We start from the raw sequence: 15,873 nt of genomic DNA on the forward strand, positions 1-15,873 counted from the left end.
ACACGGGTGGTGCGACTGCGGCTCGACGGCGTCTGAGGGCTAGCTGGGGGGTGAGGTGACGTCCGGCGACAGCACGTCCGCTCGGAGGTTGCGCGCGTACGCGGCGTGCGGTTCGAGGCCCAGCGCATGACGCCTGTCGTCGAGCCGCTCGGGCTCCCCTACGCGGTAGAGCTCCAAGACGCCGCTGTGCGTCGGGATGTAGAGCGTTCCGAATCGTTGGGGTTCACCGCGGTTGAGGCACAGGCGGTCAGCCAGCAGGGCGTAGTGCAGAGGGTCGGCGTCCTGCTGACGCACCGCCTTCTCCAGCAGGTCGCACGCGCGGGCCTGCAGCGCGTCGTCCCCGCAGTACGTGGCAATCTGCCAGGCGGCTCGCGAGCCCCGCTCGCCCACGAGCCGGTGTCCCGGCCACCCGTGCTCGTCCAGCATGCTCCGCAGAAGGTCTACCTCCTGCGCGAATATGTCGGCGATGACGCGCGCCGCAGCGTCCGTTCTGGGCATGCTGGACTCGGCCTCCATCGCACGCCACATGCAGCGCACGAGGTCCGTGCCGAGGTCCGGGCGGGAGGGCTGAGGTTGGGTGGTCATGGAGGGTCGAGTCCTCAAGGGCCGGAAGGTGGGGCCGCCGGCCCGCCGCCAGACGTGAACCAGGTCCTGTGGGGGAGCCAGGTCTGATGGCTGCGGGCCGGTGGCGTTCAGGGGGTAGGGCTGAGCGACGGCAGGACGAGGGAGCACCAGGTCGTCCGGCCGTTGTCGCTGATACCCCAGTCGTGGGCCTCGGCCCTGACGATGGCCAGGCCGCGGCCGGTCTCGTTCGTGTCGGAGGCGTCGCGCAGGACGGGACTTTCAGGCGAGTCGTCCCGCACTTCGAGTCGCATGCAGCCGTCTGCGAAGGTCAGAAGCACGCGAACGTCACCGCGGCCGTGCTGGAGTGCGTTGGTCACCAGCTCGGAAGCGAGCAGTTCGGCTGCGTCGATGAACTCTGCGGGTTCCCAGCGGCTCAGGGCGTGCCTGATGACGCTCCGGATGCGTCTTGGCCAAAGCCGGTCCAGGGGGTCGACGTTGCCGTTTCCCGAGCCGATGTTCCGTGCGAAGGCCATGTCGGCACCGCTGCACGGGATGTACCGAAAGGAGGCTTCGCGGGTCGTTTGCACGGCCACGGGGTGGAAGGGAAGCAAGGAGTTCGTCATCTGCGGATTCACGGGGTGCCTATGCCTCCGCGATTGATTCGGTTTTGCGACGGTCATGGTCACGAGGTCGTTTCCTCCGGCGTGGGGTACTCGGCCCTGACGGGGAAGGCGGGACGGGGCTCTCCGCCGCACCGCCATGCCGAACCCGATGCGGCGGCCGGATAACCAGTCAACGAGTCATCAGCGGCGGGCAACAGGAAGGGTTCTGGTTTCGTGCACGCACCCCAACCGGAAGACTTTACGATCCCATTACCCGAGACCTGGGCAATGCGGTGACGGCGGCGCTACGTTCGGCAGATGGGAGCGAACCTCACCCTCCAGCGCCGGATGGAACAACTCGGCCTCACCCAGGACGAGTTAGCTGCTCAGCTCAACACAGCGCTACAAGAGATCACCGGCCGGCCGGGGGAGATCTCCTCGCGGACAGTTCGTAACCTGCTCAATGGGTCAAGCCGACGCCCAATCGGCCGCACTTGCGCTGCACTTCAGCGTGTGTTCGGCTGCCCTGTGGCGGAATTGGGGTTCAGCGCACCCAGCTCCATGCAACACCCCCCGGAGGACCCAGTGCGGCGTCGCAACTTCATGCTTTCCTCTACTGGAATGGCAGTCGCCGCTGTCCCCCGCGAGAAACAGCGCCGGTCAGTGGGCATGGCAGACGTAATCCGGGCATCGGCCGGTATGGACGATCTCGTGAAGGCCGATGACCGGCAAGGCGGGCACAGATCGTTGGCCACCGCCGCCCTCGAAGGCCGCGCCGAAGTTCTGGAGCTCCAGCAGCGGAACGCCAGTGAGCGTGTGCGCCGTGCCCTGTACGCACTTGCGGCGGAGTACACCACCATCGCGGCCTGGTCCTGTATCGACCTGCGCGACCTGGATACGGCCCAGAGGTATTTGTACGAGTCGACCACGTTCGCCGGCCTCTCTCAGGATCCGGCTACGGGGATGCGCGTGTGGATCAACATGGCCATGCTCGCCTACCAGCGCAAGAACGGATCAGAGCAACTCGCAGCAGCGCAGGCGGCCAGCGCCTCCCAAGCCGCCCGTCGAGACCCGTTCTTCAGCTCCATGGGCCGCGTCCGCCTTGCCCTGGCTCACTCTTCCCTGGGAGACCCGCGGGCCGCCAAGAGGGCTCTGGGTGCAGCACAGGAAGCCCTTCGGAAGGCGGCCGAGGTCGAGCGGCCCCGGTGGACCGCGTTCTACGGGTCAGCCGAACTCAACCACCTCGCGGCAATCATCCTCAACGACAACGGGCGGTCCGCCGAAGCCGAGTCAATGGCGCATCGCGCCTTGGCCAAGATCCCGCCTGAGTTCCAGCGCAACCGGGCCCTAGCCACGTGTCAGCTCGCGCGCGCACAGCTCTGGCAGGGAGAGCCAGAACAGGCCACGATAACCGCAGCAACCATTTTCACGATCATGGATGGCGCTCCGCTACCTGGACGACTGCGTACCTTGATCGGAGACTTTCACAGAGACCTGTTCCGGCTGGCGCCGTCCACGACGTACGCCCGTGACTGGGCAGACCGTATGCGAGATGAATGGAGTCAAGCGTGACCAGGGGGATCAACCTGCGGCATTACGGTGAGGGAAGCCTTCCGGAAGGCTTCAAGCAGATGCTGATCGATGTGCACGCCGACGCCTACGCCGACGCAATGGACGACGAGTTCAACCAGCGGTTCCCCTGGTTTGTCGATCATTGGTCAGAGATGGATGGTTTCACCTGCGTCGTCGCTTTTGACGGAGAGGAGCCGACTGGCTTCGCGTACGGCGCTCCGCTCCAGCCGGGCCGCGAATGGTGGCGCTCCACAGCCTTCGAGCCGAACAACGGCTACACCGCGACCTACGCAGTCTCCGAGGTCATGGTGCGCCCGAAGTGGCGGAAGCAGGGCGTCTCAGATCGTCTGCACGAAGCGCTGCTGGAGGAGCGCGAGGAAGATCTGGCCGTGCTCCTGGTCGACGTGACGCACCCGAAGGTGCAAGAGCTGTACGAGACGTGGGGCTACAAGAGGGTAGGCGAGCAGCAGCCGTTCGCAGACTCCCCTGTCTACGCGGTCATGGTGAAGCAACTGCACCCATGATCGGCCCCGCCCCCTCGACGAGGGCGGGGTAGTCACGCGATCTCGGATGCCTCCGCGCGGGCCGCTGCGACCGTCGCTCGGGCGGAGCCGCCAAACTGCGGGACCTTGTCGAGCGGATCCCGGGTGCTGACGCCGTGGCGGCGGTCGTAGACGGTGTCCGCGGTGTGGGAATCGGCTACAAGGCCCTCAACGATGTCGGTCTCCTCACTTCGCGTCGGGCTGCCGACGATCTCAGGGAGCTCGGCCGATTCGCCGCCCAGCACCGCAAGTTGGAAGCGGTTGTGGATCTTCGCCAGCGGATTAAGGGGACCCTGCAGACATGACGACCTCCCCGCCCCTGCCCGTGCGGCGATGGAGAGGGCCTGCGGCATCGCAGGCTTTGATCCCACTGATGCCGAACCCATCCGTGTCGCCGAGAACGAGATATGGCGACTTGAGGTTCCCCCTGTCGGCCGGACAGCTTGATACTGGGACGGATGGTCCCGGAGGAAGCAGTCAGAGGTAGTGGGTAACAAGAGCAACATGAGCAAGCGGTACACGGCCGAGTTCAAGCGGGACGCGGTCGCCCTGGCGTTGTCCTCGGAGAAGACGGTCACTGAGGTCGCGCGGGATCTGGGCGTGAGTCCGGAAGGGCTGCGCGGGTGGGTGAAGCAGGCGAAGGCCGACCGCGGTGAGGGGCCCGCCGGGGCTTTGACCACTGCGGAGCGTGAGGAGTTGGTCCGGCTGCGGCGGAAGGTTCGCGAGCAGGAGGCCACGATCGAGGTTCTGGGAAAAGCGACCGCCTTCTTCGCTCAGGACAAGATGAGGTAGACACCGCGGCACGGTGTCGTTTCATCGATGCGGAGAAGGCATCGGAGGGTAATCCTGCAGGTCAAAGCATTGCGTTTCTGTGCCGTGTGCTGGGAGTGCCCCGTTCCACCTACTACGCGCACAAGGCGTCACGGCCGGCCCGGACGGTGCGGGAGCGGGCCGAGGAGGTACTGGTGGGCGAGATCCGGGTGTTTCACGCCGGATCTCGCGGTGCCTACGGGGCCCCGCGGATCCACGCCGCCCTGCGGCGGGCCGGGCGGGTGGTGAACTCCAAGAAGGTCGAGCGGTTGATGCGCAGGCACCGGATCGTCGGGATCACCCGCCGCCGGCGGCGGGGCCTGACCCGGCAGGCGAAGCGGGCGGTGTTCGCGCTCGACCTGATCGGCCGGGACTTCACCGCGCCCCGGCCCGGGATGCGGCTCGTCGGCGACATGACTGAACTCAGCACGCTGGAAGGGAAGTTGTATCTGGCGACCTGTATCGATCTCGCGACGCGGGAGGTGGTCGGCTGGGCGGTGGCCGACCACCACCGCGCCGAGCTGCCGGTCAATGCCCTGCGGATGGCGGCCGGGCGTGGCGGCCTGGAACACGGTTGCATCATGCATACGGATCGCGGCAGCGAGTACACGAGTGACGAATTCCGCACAGAAATACGCAAGTTGCGCATGAGGCAGTCGATGGGGCGCGTCGGTTCTTGTTACGATAATGCCGCCGCGGAGAGCTGGTTCGCCCTCCTGAAAGCGGAGATCGGGACGACCATGTGGGAGACCCGCGAGGCCGCCCGGGCCGACGTTTTCCGCTACGTCGAGGTCGAGTACAACCGCAGTCGGCTCCGTCGGCACCCCGACTACGGGTACGTCACCCCGCTCGAAACGAGATCCTTGCTCAGGCAGAGCCTCGTCCCGGCAGCGTAAACACCCGCTGTCCAGTTCGCGGGGGGAACTTCAGAGCCCTCGCGTACCTGGTGCGACGGACCGAACTGATCACGATCGACGCGCAGCCCATGCCGGGCTGGTGGACCAGCGGCAGCCCTGACCGGCAACCTTCGCCACGATGACCTGGCGGACACGGCAACCTCGGCCTTACCCACGGCATAGCCGGACCCTTCGAGCTGCTGGCCACGGCCACACGGTGCCAGGACAGACGCAAGCCATCACCGGGATCTGCGACTGGCTCGACCACTGGCGCACCGGCACCGGCTCGCGCGCCTGGTGGCCGGGCCTGATCACACCGAGACGAACACCGGCGCGACAAACTCCAGAGCCCAGGACCGACACGCCCGTCCTGGTGCTACGGCACCCCGGCATCGCCGACGCCTCCACTGCGCACTTGGCGCGTAGACGCCCCTAGGCGGAATCCGCTGGTGGTCGGGTGCGCAACAGCGTCTTCCGGGGCGGTTATGCAGGTGCCGCTTGGTCCGCGACTCCATCTGCGCAGCCGTCCACGAGCACTGCGCATCCACTGCGCACTCGATGCGCAGTGCTCGTGCGTATCACTGTGACCTGCTGTGGTCGGGCCTTGCGCAGGTGTGGTCGGGTCCGTGGTCGGGCCTTGCGCAGGTGTGGTCGGGTCCGTGGTCGGGCCTTGCGCAGGTGTGGTCGGGTCCGTGGTCGGGCCTTGCGCAGGTGTGGTCGGGTCCGTGGTCGGGCCTTGCGCAGGCGTGGTCGGGCTCATGGTCGGGCCTTGCGAAGCTGCCACGCGCGGACGGTGCGCGCTGCGCAGGGCGCCTACAAGAGCGACTGGCTCCAGGTGACTGCGGCGCCGGGGTCTTGGACGGGGTGCCAGACGGGTGCGGAAGGGCCGTCGCTGCGCAGGTCTGTCAGTGACGCCACGAGGACGGGAACGTAGCGGAGGAAGCCGTCCGCAGCCGGGTCCTGGGCAGCTGCATGCAGGGCGCGGATGCGTGTGGTGACGCCTACTGGGCCGGTGCCGTCCAGGACGAACAGGACGCGAGGAAAGAGCGGATAGCGCCGCCGCCATTCCTCCTCCACCAGGTCCTGCGTGAAGGCGGTTCGGCGGCGGGCGACGGGAGTGGGGGTGTAGCGGTGAAGGCGAGCGTAGGCGCCGATTTTCGCGGCCAGGCGTTCCGGGCCCATGGTGGCCCGGTCAACCTCGATGAAAGCTCGCAGCATTGACCCGCCATCGGCGGGACCTCGCTGGTAGTACATGAGGGCGTCGGGTATGACAGCCTCGCCGGCTCCGAGGGAGTGGTGGACCTCGGGGATCCAGTCCAGAGGCCGGCACAGATCGCCGCATCGGCGCGCGTCTTCGACGAAGGCAAGCGCGGTATCGGTCACCGTCAGCGTGTGTCCTGTCCGCAGTCTTGCCGCTGTCGGGTCGGACACCGTCTTCGGTGGTCGCCGACCGCGCAGCTCCGGCCATTCCGAGGCGATGTGCGCGCCGTAGGACGTCGGAAACCACACGCGCAGCCGTCCCGCCCGGGGCAGGGTGATGCGGTCGACCAGTCCCTCATTGCGCAGCTTGGCCATCCGTCGCCGCGTCTGTTCGCTACGTACCCCCGGTGCGATCAGCCGGTGCAACTGCTCGGTGGTGGCCATCCGGTACTGCGTCAGCACCGCCAGTGCCAGGCGGTCCCCACCGCCTGTATCCACGTCCGTCATCGTGGGCCTGCCTCTCGTTTGCAGGTGGCGCCGACCTGACCGGTGCCACGCGTACGGTCACAGCAGCAGCCGACCCCGACCACCCGTGCGACCACCAAGACCCGACCACGGTCACGATGCGACAACACTCCTGCTGACCAGGCTGATATCCCCGCCGACAATCCCCGCGAAAGCTGTCCGTGCCTTGCGCGCCATGGGCGGCGTACCTGCAGGTCACCACGCCCTCGCTGGCGTGGTCGCCAGCCCGACATCCCCCTCTGCACACCCCCACGCTCGCCCCGAAATCAGAAGAAGGGCAGGGGACGGCGGGCGAACGGGCGGGCGCGGGCCGCCGGGGGATCGGGGCGCCGCTGGTGAGGTTGCGCGCCGGCGGGGGCCAGCGCGCTCGCGCCGCGGATCCGGCGCTGGTCCGCAGCGCCATCACGCGCCACCGGAGCCGGGGCGTCAGGCACGCCCGCTACAGCGGTCGAGCGATCCGAGCAGCAGAGCCTGCACGCCCGGCCGGATTCTCCGAACCTTCTCCGGAGTCTCAGTGCCGGTCCGTACGCTCGATAGCATGGTGGGGGACGAACTGTACGAAGAACCACATGCCGAGCGGTCCGGAAAGGAGAGCGACACCGAGACCTGGCAGCGGCTGAGCGCGTACGCCTACCTCAGCGCGCCCGAGCGGTTGGAGTACGTCGCGGTGATGCGGGTGTTCTGCGGCACCCTGCTCGCGGACCTGGCCGTACCCGAGGTGCTCGCCAAGCTGGCACAGGCCAGGCAGCCGGCGGCAGCGCTCGGCGCGGAGACACTGACCGCGCGGCTCGAACAGCTCGTGCGCTGGGGCAATCTGCTGCGCAGCACGCACACGGTCACCGCGACCAGCATCGCCGAGTACCAACGCTCCCGGTCCCGCTACCAGCTGTCCAAGCTGGGCGAACGCGTACAGCGCGACGCCGACGAGGTGCTGGCGGGAGCGGACGCCGCGCGTGAGGTCAGCAGTGAGCTGCTCACCCTCGTCGACCGGGGACTCAAAGAGATCGCCGCCCTGGCCGCCACGCCGGGCGGCACGGACCCGCAGCAGGCACTGGAAAAGATCAGCACCCTCTTCGCACAGTTCGCCGAATTCGCCGAGTCGGTACGGGACTTCTACGCCTACCTCGGCCAGGTGCTCGCCCGCTACGACCTCGACGGAGCCGAGTACCAGGGGTTCAAGGAACTGCTGCTCGACTACGTGGAGGCGATCACTGAGGACGTGTCCTTCCGCGCCCCGCGCATCGCCGCCCACCTGCGGGAGATCTGGCCGCACCTGCCCACGCTGCTGAACCGCATCGACACCCATGCGACAGGCCTGGGAGCACTGTCCGACGCCCTGCCCGAGACGCGGGTGCAGCGCAGCCGGGGACGGGCACTGGCCGACTGGGAGGGGCTGCGCGACTGGTTTGCCGACAGCGACGGCCACGGCAGCCAAGTGGACCAGCTCCGGGACGCGACCCTGCGCGCCCTGCAGTCGCTGCTCGCCAACGCCAAGCGGATGCTGCGCTCCGCGTCGGGGGAGATGTCCCGCCGCAAGGACCTGCTCAGGCTCGCGGCCTGGTTCGACGCCGCGGAGCCCGAGGAGGCCCACGACATCGCGGTCGCCGCCTTCGGGCTGTACGGGGCACGGCATCTGGGCGTGGCACCGGATCCCGACCAGTCCGTACCGGCGTACGTGAGCTGGTGGACCGGGCCCGTCGTGGACGTGCCGGTGGCGTTGCGCGAGCGAGGCAGCCGGGCCCCGCGCGGGAGGTCGGCGGCCATGGAGGACCACCGCGAGCAGAAGTGCCGCCTCCTGGAGCAGGCGCGCGAGCAGGCCGCCGCCCGCCGGGATGCGGCCGCCGAACTGCGCAGCGCATCGGGCCGGTTCGACCAGGTGAGGCTGGGCTCCGCCGCCATGCGGTTACTGCTGGAACTGCTCACCGCAGCCCTCGGCCACGCTCAACTGCACAAGGAAGCCGGTGACTTCCAGCTCGACGGCGCGCAGGCAGGTGACGCGGATCTGGGCATCAGGCTGACGGTGTGGCGCACCCCGGGCAGACACACCCTGCTGCGCTCCGTGGACGGCGACCTGACGGCGGACGATCTCACCCTGGCCGTCGAAAGCGCCTCGGCGTCCGCCGCAGCCGAGGAGGCGAGCGCCTGATGCCCCTGCCCTCCGCCCACGATGTGGCACTTGCCGCCGAACGCCGCACCGCCGCCCGCCTGCTGCTGGCCCACCCCCTGATCACCAGCAACGGCCCGCACAGCGACACCTTCCCGCTGATCCGCCGCCACGCCGACTGGCTCGCCCAGCGTTTCCAGCAGGTGTTCGGCTACCGACTCCTCGTCGAGGCGTCCTACGCCCGCCTGTTCAAGGCCGGCCTCGGCCCTGGCTCCGGCCACCGCCTGGAGCGGCCCTCCACCGGCACGCCGTTCACTCCACGGACGTACGCCTATCTGGCACTCGCCCTCTCAGTCCTGGTCACCGCCCCCGAGCAGCTCCTGCTCTCCCGGCTCGTAGCCGACCTGCGGGCCGCGGCCGTGGACGCCGGGATCGAAATCAGTGACACCGGCCGTCAGGCGGAGCGGCGCACCCTCGCCGCCGCGCTGCGCCAACTCGTCGACTGGGGCGTGCTGGCAGAGACCGAGGGCCACGTCTCGTCGGTCGCCGCGGAACAGGGCGGCGAGGCGCTGCTGACCGTGGACCGCGAGATCGCCCGCGCGGTCGCCGCCGGACCGCTGGCGCAAAGCCGCGACGGAGCAGATCTCGTCCGCCGGGCCGCCGACCCCGGCTTCGGCGGCCCGCGCACGTACGTGCGCAGACGCCTCGTCGAGACACCCGCCGTCCACCTCGACGACCTCACCGGCGCCGAGCGGGAATGGCTGCGGACCCGGCAGCGCCGTGAATCCCAGGCGTTTTCCGAACTGCTGGGCCTGGAGGCCGAGATCCGTGCCGAGGGCATCGCCCTCGTCGACCCGGACGGCGACCTCACTGACCTGCACCTGCCCGGCACCGGCACCGTCGCCCAGGCGGCGCTGCTGCTGATCGGACGGCTGGTCGACCGACTGCGCCCCGAGGATCCCGGCCACCCCGCGGTCGGCGGGCAACTGGTCATCGGCGTGCCCGTCCCGGACGGGCTGCTGCCCGAACTGCTCGATGAACTCGTCGACGAGTACGGCCGACGCAGCAACTGGCAGCGAGGCCTGCTGGACAACCGCGACGGGCTGCTCGCCGCCGTCCTGGATCTTCTGGTCCGCATGCACCTGATGGCACCCGTCGGCGCGGTGCGCGCCGACGGCCACGGCCTGCCCGAGAAATACGAGGAGGCAGCGCTGGACGGCCGGTCCGTCACGGACGTCTCGGGTGCCCGGGGGCAGGACGGGGCGGGCGGGTGGGTGCTGCTTGCCGCGGCCGCTCGGTTCGCCACCACGGTGGCCGTCACCTCCCGTACCGAGCAGCCCCCAGCGGACGACGTCTCGCAGGAGCTTAAGGAGCCGACCCGGTGAACCGCCCCCCTTTCCCGCACCGCTACCGCCTGCACCGCGCCGGCATCCGCAACGTCTGGCAGTACGACGAGCAGGAGTTCGCCTTCGGCGACGGCCGCCTGCTGCTGCGCGGCAAGAACGGCGCCGGCAAGTCCAAGGCCCTGGAGATGCTGCTGCCGTACCTCCTCGACGGTGACGCCCGCGCTCTGGATGCCACCGGGACCGGCCGGACCACGCTCCTGTGGCTGATGCTGGACGGTTTCGAGCAGACCAACCGGCTGGGCTACCTGTGGGTGGAGTTCGTGCGCACGGACGAGGAGGGCAACGACCACCACCTCACGCTCGGTGCGGCCGTCCGCGCCTCCCAGTCGACCAGGACGGCCAAGCCGTTCTTCTTCGTCACCCCGCTGCGGGTGGGCGAGGACCTGCACCTGGCCGTCGCCGGTCAGCCGTTGCCGATCGAGCAGCTCAAGTCGCTCGTCGGCCCGGAGTACGTCACCGACCGTGCCGTGGAGCACCGGGCCAGGGTCGCCCGCCACCTGTTCGGCCTCACCGATCCGGCGCGCTACCGCAACCTGCTGCATCTGCTGCACCGCCTGCGCCGCCCCACCATCGGCGACCGTATCGATTCCGGCGGTCTGGTCTCCGTCCTCGCGGAGACGCTTCCCGCGCTCGACGACGAGGTCGTGGACAAGGTGGCCCGCAACCTCGACGATCTGGACGCCGTACGGACCGACCTCGGGCGCCTGGAGCGGACCGACGAGGCACTGCGGACCTTCCTCACCGGGTACCGCGGCTACCTGCACGGGGCCCTGCGCCGCCGGGCTGATGAGGTGAACGGCGAACTGGAACGGCTGACGGAGCATCGGCGCTCGGCCGGCGAAGCGGTGAAGAAGGTGGCGGCGCTCCGCACGCGTGAGGACGAACTCGCCGCCCGCCTCGACACCCTCACCTCGCAGGCGGAGGAGGCCGAGACCGACCTCGCCGCCCTGCACGCCAGCACTGCCTACCGAAGCCTGCAGGAACTCGGCGAAAAGCGCGCCACCGTGACCGCCCTGCACAGTGCGGCAGCGACCGCATTCAAGGCCCTGCGCCAGGCCCACAGCAGCCAGGAAGAGACAGGACACCGGCTCACCGAGGAAGCCGGGAGGCTCGGCGCGGAACTCGTCGAACTCAGCACCACATATGGTGAGTTGCTGCGTGAGGCGGAGCGTGTCGGTCTCGACCCCGCGCACCTGGGCGAGCCCGTGGCGGCCCCCGTCACCCCGGTCGCGGATGCGACAGTGGCCGAACTGACCGCCCCCGACGGTGATTTCCACCTCGTGCGGCACAACGAGGTGCTGGCCATCGACACGGAGACCTGCGCGGGTGCCCTGCTCGCCCTGGACTCCCAACTGGACGCCGCTGGACCCGTCATCAGGAACCGCACCCGGGCCGTGACCGAGTTGGCCGCGCTCATCGACACGACGCGCCGGGCCCAGCAAGAGGCGCACGAGGCCGATGCCGCCCGGGAGCGTCTGGAGGAGCAGGCGGACGAGGCACGTGAGCGGGCCGGACGCCGATGGGAGGAGACGGCACGTGAAGGGCAGGCCTACACGGACGCCGTACGGACCTGGACCGAGCAGGTGCACAGTCTCACCAGCGTGTCCCTCGACGCCGTGCACGCCCTGATCGCCCACGACCCGGCGGAGGGCCCGCTGCCCGCCCACGCCCCCGACGAGGTGGCCGACACCGCCCGGTCGGCCGTCGAGCCGTGGCTTGCGGCACTGGGCGAACAGCGCGACGCACGGGCGGTGGCCATCCGCGAACTGGCCGCCGAACAAGACCGCCTGGCGCGTGAGCGGAAGGACTGGGAAGCCCGCACCGACCCCGAGCCAGCCCCTGCGCCCCACCGCTCGGCCCCCCGCACGCCCGGCACCGGCGCACCCCTGTACCGGCTCGTGGACTTCGCCGACGGCCTGGAGCCCGAGGCACGGGCGGGCCTGGAAGCCGCACTCGAGGCCAGCAGTCTGCTCGACGCCTGGGTGTGCTCCGACGGCACCGTCCTGGACCCGGCCACGCGCGACACCCTCCTCACCCCCGGCACACCGGCCGCCGAACCCACACTCGCCGAGGCACTGCGCCCGGTCCCGGCACCGGACAGCGCGGTGAGCACCGAGCAGGTCGAGCGTCTGCTCCATACCGTGGCCCTGGTCACGGACGCGACCAGGGGCACGATGGCGGAATCCGCGATCGGCACCGACGGCTCCTGGAAGCTGGGCGTCGCCCGGGGCCGTCACACCAAGCAGACCGCCGAGTACGTCGGCGCCGAGGTACGCGCCGAAACCCGCCGCCGGGCCCTGACCGAACTCGACCGGCGACTCGCTCATGTACAGGAGAAGTTGACAGAGCAGGAGCAAGGCCTGCGGATCCTGTCGGAGCACCGCGCACACGTGACCGACACCCTGAGCCACCCGCCCACAGCACGCCCACTGACCGACGCGTGGGCCCGCACCACCGAGGCCGAGCGCGCCGCACACGTACTGGCCGGCAAGGCATCCGCAGCCGCCCGCGAAGCGGAGCAGGCCCGCGCCCGGGCAGTCGCCGCCAGACGTGAGGCCGAGGCGACCGCGAGCGCGAACGACCTCCCCATCGACCCGGCCGCGCTCGACTCCGCACGCCTCTCCCTGGACCGCCTCGGCACAGGCACGGAACGACTGCGCCGACGGCTGCACGCGATCACGTCCGCCACCGACGCCCACCGCCAGGGCCGCGAAGCCCACGACCGCGCCCTGACATCCACTCGGGAAGCACAGTCCGACTACACCGAGCCGCTCACGCGCCTGGAGGCCGCACGCCGCACGGTCCTGGGCCTGGAGCAGGCGCTGGACGCGCCGGAACAAGAAATCCTCGCCCGCGAGGACGAGGCGAAACGACGCCTGGAGGCGGTGAGGCGCCAACTCCCCGGCGCAGCACGAGACGTGAACGCCGTACACGACGAACGCGTGCGCGCAGAGGAAGACGAGAGGGTCCGACGGGCCGCGCTGGCCACGCAGGAGGGCGAGACGATCGACAAGGGCAGGCGACTGCGTACAGCGCTGTCCCTGCCGGGCGTGACCAAAGGCGCGGGCCTCGACACACGAGCACAGGACGCGGAAGGCCAGCCCCCCTTCGCCAAGGACGGCACACACGACCGCACCAAGGCACTGCGCCGGCTCGTGGAAACCGTACGCAACAGCCTCGACACCGAGCGCCGCGACATCTCGGACACCACCCTCCTCAACCGCCACACCGAGCTGCGCGACCAGCTCTCCGGAGGCTACGACGCCACACTGGAGGAACACGACGGCATCAAGGTCTGCCATCTCGTCGACGACCACGGCCCGCACGACATCGCCGCGGTCGGAGAACGCATCGCCGCCCAGGCCGCCGACGCACGCGAACGGTTGACGGAGCGCGAACGAGAGGTGTTCCAGCGGTTCCTGACCGGCGAGCTGGGCGACCACCTCTCCGGTCAGGTCCTGGCCGCGGGCGCCCTGGTCGCCGCTCTGAACGGCACCCTGTCCACCGTCCGCACCTCACACGGGCTGGGCGTCACACTCGACTGGAAACTGGCGGACGGCGTGGAGGCCGACGTCAAGGCAGCGGTCGACCTCCTGCGCAGCCCCTCCGGCCTGCGCACCCGCGAGGAGTCCGAACAGCTCCGCGACGTACTCCAGCGGCGCATCGAGGACGCTCGCCGCGCAGACCCGGGCGCGGGCTACGCGGCCCACCTGCGCACCGCCCTCGACTACCGCGCCTGGTTCACCTTCACCCCCTGGGTGGTCAACGACGCAGCACCCGGCAGCCGCCGCAAACTCACCGGCCGTACGGGCCTCAGCCAGGGCGAGCAACGCGTCCTGTCCTACCTCGTCCTCTTCGCCGCCGCAGCCGCCCACTTCACCAGCCTCGCCGACACCGCCCCGTACGCCCCCCGGCTGATCCTGCTGGACGACGCGTTTGCCAAGGTCGACGAACCCACCCACGCGCGCCTGGGCCGCATCCTGGTCGACCTGGACCTGGACTTCGTCCTCACCAGCGAACGCCTCATCGGCAACTGGCCCGACGTGCCCTCGCTGCACATCTACGAGTGCCTGCGTGATCCGCACGTGAGGGGAGTGGCAACCCTCCATTACACGTGGAACGGTCGGCAGAGGCGGCTGGTGTCGGTATGACGGGCCACCGAGCGGCGAACAGCACGCCCCTGGACGCCGAGACACTGGCCTTCCTCACCCGGCCCGGCCTCGCCCGCCTCTGGACAGCCGCACGTACCCGCCTCGAACGCAACGGCCTGCAACCGACCGGCACAATCAGACTCCAGCACCTGGACACGCAGGAACGCCAGGACCTCTCCCTCCTCCTCGCGAAACCGCTCACCACCTCCACCGCCACGATCCACCTGCCAGACCTGAACACCCGTCTACGCACCAGCGCGGCCGGCCGCGGCCTGGCCGAGACCCTGACGGCACTGGGCCCGGCCCTGACCGACCGCCGGGCGGCGCGGGACGCAGCCGCGGCGCAACGCGCCAGCCTGTGGTCCGCGGCGGAAGCGGCCCTCGCCGACACACCACTGGCCCCCCAACCCTGGACGGCCCGGTGGATGGAGGAGATACGACGCGCAGGGACGCTCGCCCGCCAGGACCAGCACACCGCGACCACGATCATCCACCAGGCGATCCGGACGCTGGCCACGCTCTTCCCCGGCCCGCACGCGGAACACACCCCAGCCGTCTGGGGCCGCGGCGAACTCGCCACCCGCACCACTGGCTCGGCCCATGGCCTGGACGACGGCACCCTGCTCTCCCGTCTGGTCCTGCGCGGCATCGCCCTGGCATCCGACACGCACGTCCCCGCTGACGCACCGGGCCGCCGGACCTTGTGGCGTCAGGCCTCGGTCACCCCGGACGAGGTGTCCAGCACAGTCCTCAGCTACGGCTTGCGGCCCACAGGCGCGAGCTGGGGCGAGAAGATCCTGCAAGAGCGCGCGGACCACAATCTGGAGACCCACCTCACCCTGCGCGAACTACGCACCCTCCACCTGGAGATGCCACCCCGCACCCGGATCCACGTATGCGAGAACCCACGCGTGGTCGAAGCCGCCGCCGACGCCGGTTGTACCGCAACCCTGGTCTGCACTTCCGGCAGCGCGACGACGGTCGTCCGCACCCTGCTCGACGCGCTGGCCACCGCCGGCTGCGCGTTCGCATACCACGGTGACTTCGACTGGCCGGGGATCACACTGGCCAACCGCGTCGTGGAACGGTACAGAGCGCAGGCATGGCGCATGAGCGCGCAGGACTACGAGTACCTCGCGACCCGCACCCAGATACACGGCACTCCGCAGCTTCTCCTCACCGGTCCGCGCGTGGAAGCCGTATGGGACATAGAACTGGCACCGACCATGGACGCCCTGGGCATCGCCCTCCACGAGGAGGCGGCGCTCGACCTGCTTTTGGAGGACCTCGCCTGACCCGCGAGGACACTGGCACGCCCAGACGACGCGATACGAGTTGAACCTGTCCCCGGCGTACAGCCCGACTCGTATGCCGCCACTTGCGGCGTTGCCTTGGAAAGGGTCTCTGATCTGCGACGGAAGCCCTTTCCGATCTTTCAGGGGCTTGTCGCGTTGGGCAGCGAAAAGTCCCTCGGAAGTCCCTCAGAGAGCTGAAAGTCCCT

Annotated in this window: 12 protein-coding genes; 8 read left to right on the forward strand and 4 right to left on the reverse strand. The window is 69.7% G+C overall.

Going from position 1 to position 15,873, the window contains the following annotated elements; translation table 11 throughout:
* Positions 1-39: 39 nt before the first annotated feature.
* Positions 40-585: a DUF6624 domain-containing protein gene (locus O1Q96_RS09610; protein WP_269247756.1), complete on the reverse strand. Its 546-nt coding sequence runs from the start codon at positions 583-585 to the stop codon at positions 40-42.
* 107 nt (positions 586-692) lie between these two features.
* Positions 693-1,097, reverse strand: a complete 405-nt coding sequence (locus tag O1Q96_RS09615) for an ATP-binding protein (RefSeq protein WP_269247757.1) — start codon at positions 1,095-1,097, stop codon at positions 693-695.
* Between the two features lie 387 nt (positions 1,098-1,484).
* Between O1Q96_RS09615 and O1Q96_RS09620 the strand changes: the two genes are divergently transcribed.
* Together O1Q96_RS09620 and O1Q96_RS09625 are read left to right on the forward strand one after the other, a co-directional pair.
* On the forward strand, positions 1,485-2,738 hold the full coding sequence (locus O1Q96_RS09620) for a helix-turn-helix domain-containing protein (RefSeq protein WP_269247758.1): 1,254 nt from the start codon (positions 1,485-1,487) through the stop codon (positions 2,736-2,738).
* Positions 2,735-3,262 carry a GNAT family N-acetyltransferase gene (locus O1Q96_RS09625; RefSeq protein ID WP_269247759.1) on the forward strand — a complete coding sequence of 176 codons (528 nt, stop codon included), beginning with the start codon at positions 2,735-2,737 and terminating at the stop codon, positions 3,260-3,262. Before O1Q96_RS09620 ends, O1Q96_RS09625 begins: the two co-directional genes overlap by 4 nt.
* A gap of 32 nt (positions 3,263-3,294) precedes the next feature.
* Here O1Q96_RS09625 and O1Q96_RS09630 read toward each other — a convergent pair whose 3' ends face one another.
* Complete coding sequence (locus O1Q96_RS09630) at positions 3,295-3,633, reverse strand: hypothetical protein (protein WP_269247760.1); 339 nt, start codon at positions 3,631-3,633, stop codon at positions 3,295-3,297.
* A 151-nt stretch (positions 3,634-3,784) separates the two neighbouring features.
* On the opposite strand from O1Q96_RS09630, the gene O1Q96_RS09635 reads away from it, so the two are divergent.
* Positions 3,785-4,072: a transposase gene (locus O1Q96_RS09635; protein WP_269246258.1), complete on the forward strand. Its 288-nt coding sequence runs from the start codon at positions 3,785-3,787 to the stop codon at positions 4,070-4,072.
* A gap of 23 nt (positions 4,073-4,095) precedes the next feature.
* A complete protein-coding gene (locus O1Q96_RS09640; protein WP_269253549.1) occupies positions 4,096-4,986 on the forward strand; it encodes an IS3 family transposase in 891 nt (296 codons plus the stop codon).
* Positions 4,987-5,799: 813 nt separating this feature from the next.
* Here O1Q96_RS09640 and O1Q96_RS09645 read toward each other — a convergent pair.
* Positions 5,800-6,693 carry a replication-relaxation family protein gene (locus tag O1Q96_RS09645; RefSeq protein WP_269247761.1) on the reverse strand — a complete coding sequence of 298 codons (894 nt, stop codon included), beginning with the start codon at positions 6,691-6,693 and terminating at the stop codon, positions 5,800-5,802.
* A 556-nt stretch (positions 6,694-7,249) separates the two neighbouring features.
* Here O1Q96_RS09645 and O1Q96_RS09650 point away from each other — a divergent pair.
* Genes O1Q96_RS09650 through O1Q96_RS09665 form a run of 4 tightly spaced genes read left to right on the forward strand, consistent with a single transcriptional unit; the run spans position 7,250 to position 15,667 of the window.
* Entirely contained in the window at positions 7,250-8,857 is a 1,608-nt protein-coding gene (locus O1Q96_RS09650) for a TIGR02677 family protein (protein WP_269247762.1), read from the forward strand.
* On the forward strand, positions 8,857-10,200 hold the full coding sequence (locus O1Q96_RS09655) for a TIGR02678 family protein (protein WP_269247763.1): 1,344 nt from the start codon (positions 8,857-8,859) through the stop codon (positions 10,198-10,200). Before O1Q96_RS09650 ends, O1Q96_RS09655 begins: the two co-directional genes overlap by 1 nt.
* A complete protein-coding gene (locus tag O1Q96_RS09660; protein WP_269247764.1) occupies positions 10,197-14,372 on the forward strand; it encodes a TIGR02680 family protein in 4,176 nt (1,391 codons plus the stop codon). Before O1Q96_RS09655 ends, O1Q96_RS09660 begins: the two co-directional genes overlap by 4 nt.
* Complete coding sequence (locus O1Q96_RS09665) at positions 14,369-15,667, forward strand: TIGR02679 family protein (RefSeq protein WP_269247765.1); 1,299 nt, start codon at positions 14,369-14,371, stop codon at positions 15,665-15,667. The genes O1Q96_RS09660 and O1Q96_RS09665 overlap by 4 nt, the downstream gene beginning before the upstream one ends.
* Positions 15,668-15,873: the final 206 nt, after the last annotated feature.

Origin of the sequence: Streptomyces aurantiacus (assembly GCF_027107535.1) — a bacterium.
Lineage (GTDB): Bacteria > Actinomycetota > Actinomycetes > Streptomycetales > Streptomycetaceae > Streptomyces.

Coding starts and splice junctions, on each gene's coding strand:
- O1Q96_RS09610 (WP_269247756.1), bottom strand. CDS start 585: ATGACCACCCAACCTCAGCCCTCCCGCCCGGACCTCGGCACGGACCTC.
- O1Q96_RS09615 (WP_269247757.1), bottom strand. CDS start 1,097: ATGGCCTTCGCACGGAACATCGGCTCGGGAAACGGCAACGTCGACCCC.
- O1Q96_RS09620 (WP_269247758.1), top strand. CDS start 1,485: ATGGGAGCGAACCTCACCCTCCAGCGCCGGATGGAACAACTCGGCCTC.
- O1Q96_RS09630 (WP_269247760.1), bottom strand. CDS start 3,633: ATGCCGCAGGCCCTCTCCATCGCCGCACGGGCAGGGGCGGGGAGGTCG.
- O1Q96_RS09635 (WP_269246258.1), top strand. CDS start 3,785: ATGAGCAAGCGGTACACGGCCGAGTTCAAGCGGGACGCGGTCGCCCTG.
- O1Q96_RS09645 (WP_269247761.1), bottom strand. CDS start 6,693: ATGACGGACGTGGATACAGGCGGTGGGGACCGCCTGGCACTGGCGGTG.
- O1Q96_RS09650 (WP_269247762.1), top strand. CDS start 7,250: ATGGTGGGGGACGAACTGTACGAAGAACCACATGCCGAGCGGTCCGGA.
- O1Q96_RS09655 (WP_269247763.1), top strand. CDS start 8,857: ATGCCCCTGCCCTCCGCCCACGATGTGGCACTTGCCGCCGAACGCCGC.
- O1Q96_RS09665 (WP_269247765.1), top strand. CDS start 14,369: ATGACGGGCCACCGAGCGGCGAACAGCACGCCCCTGGACGCCGAGACA.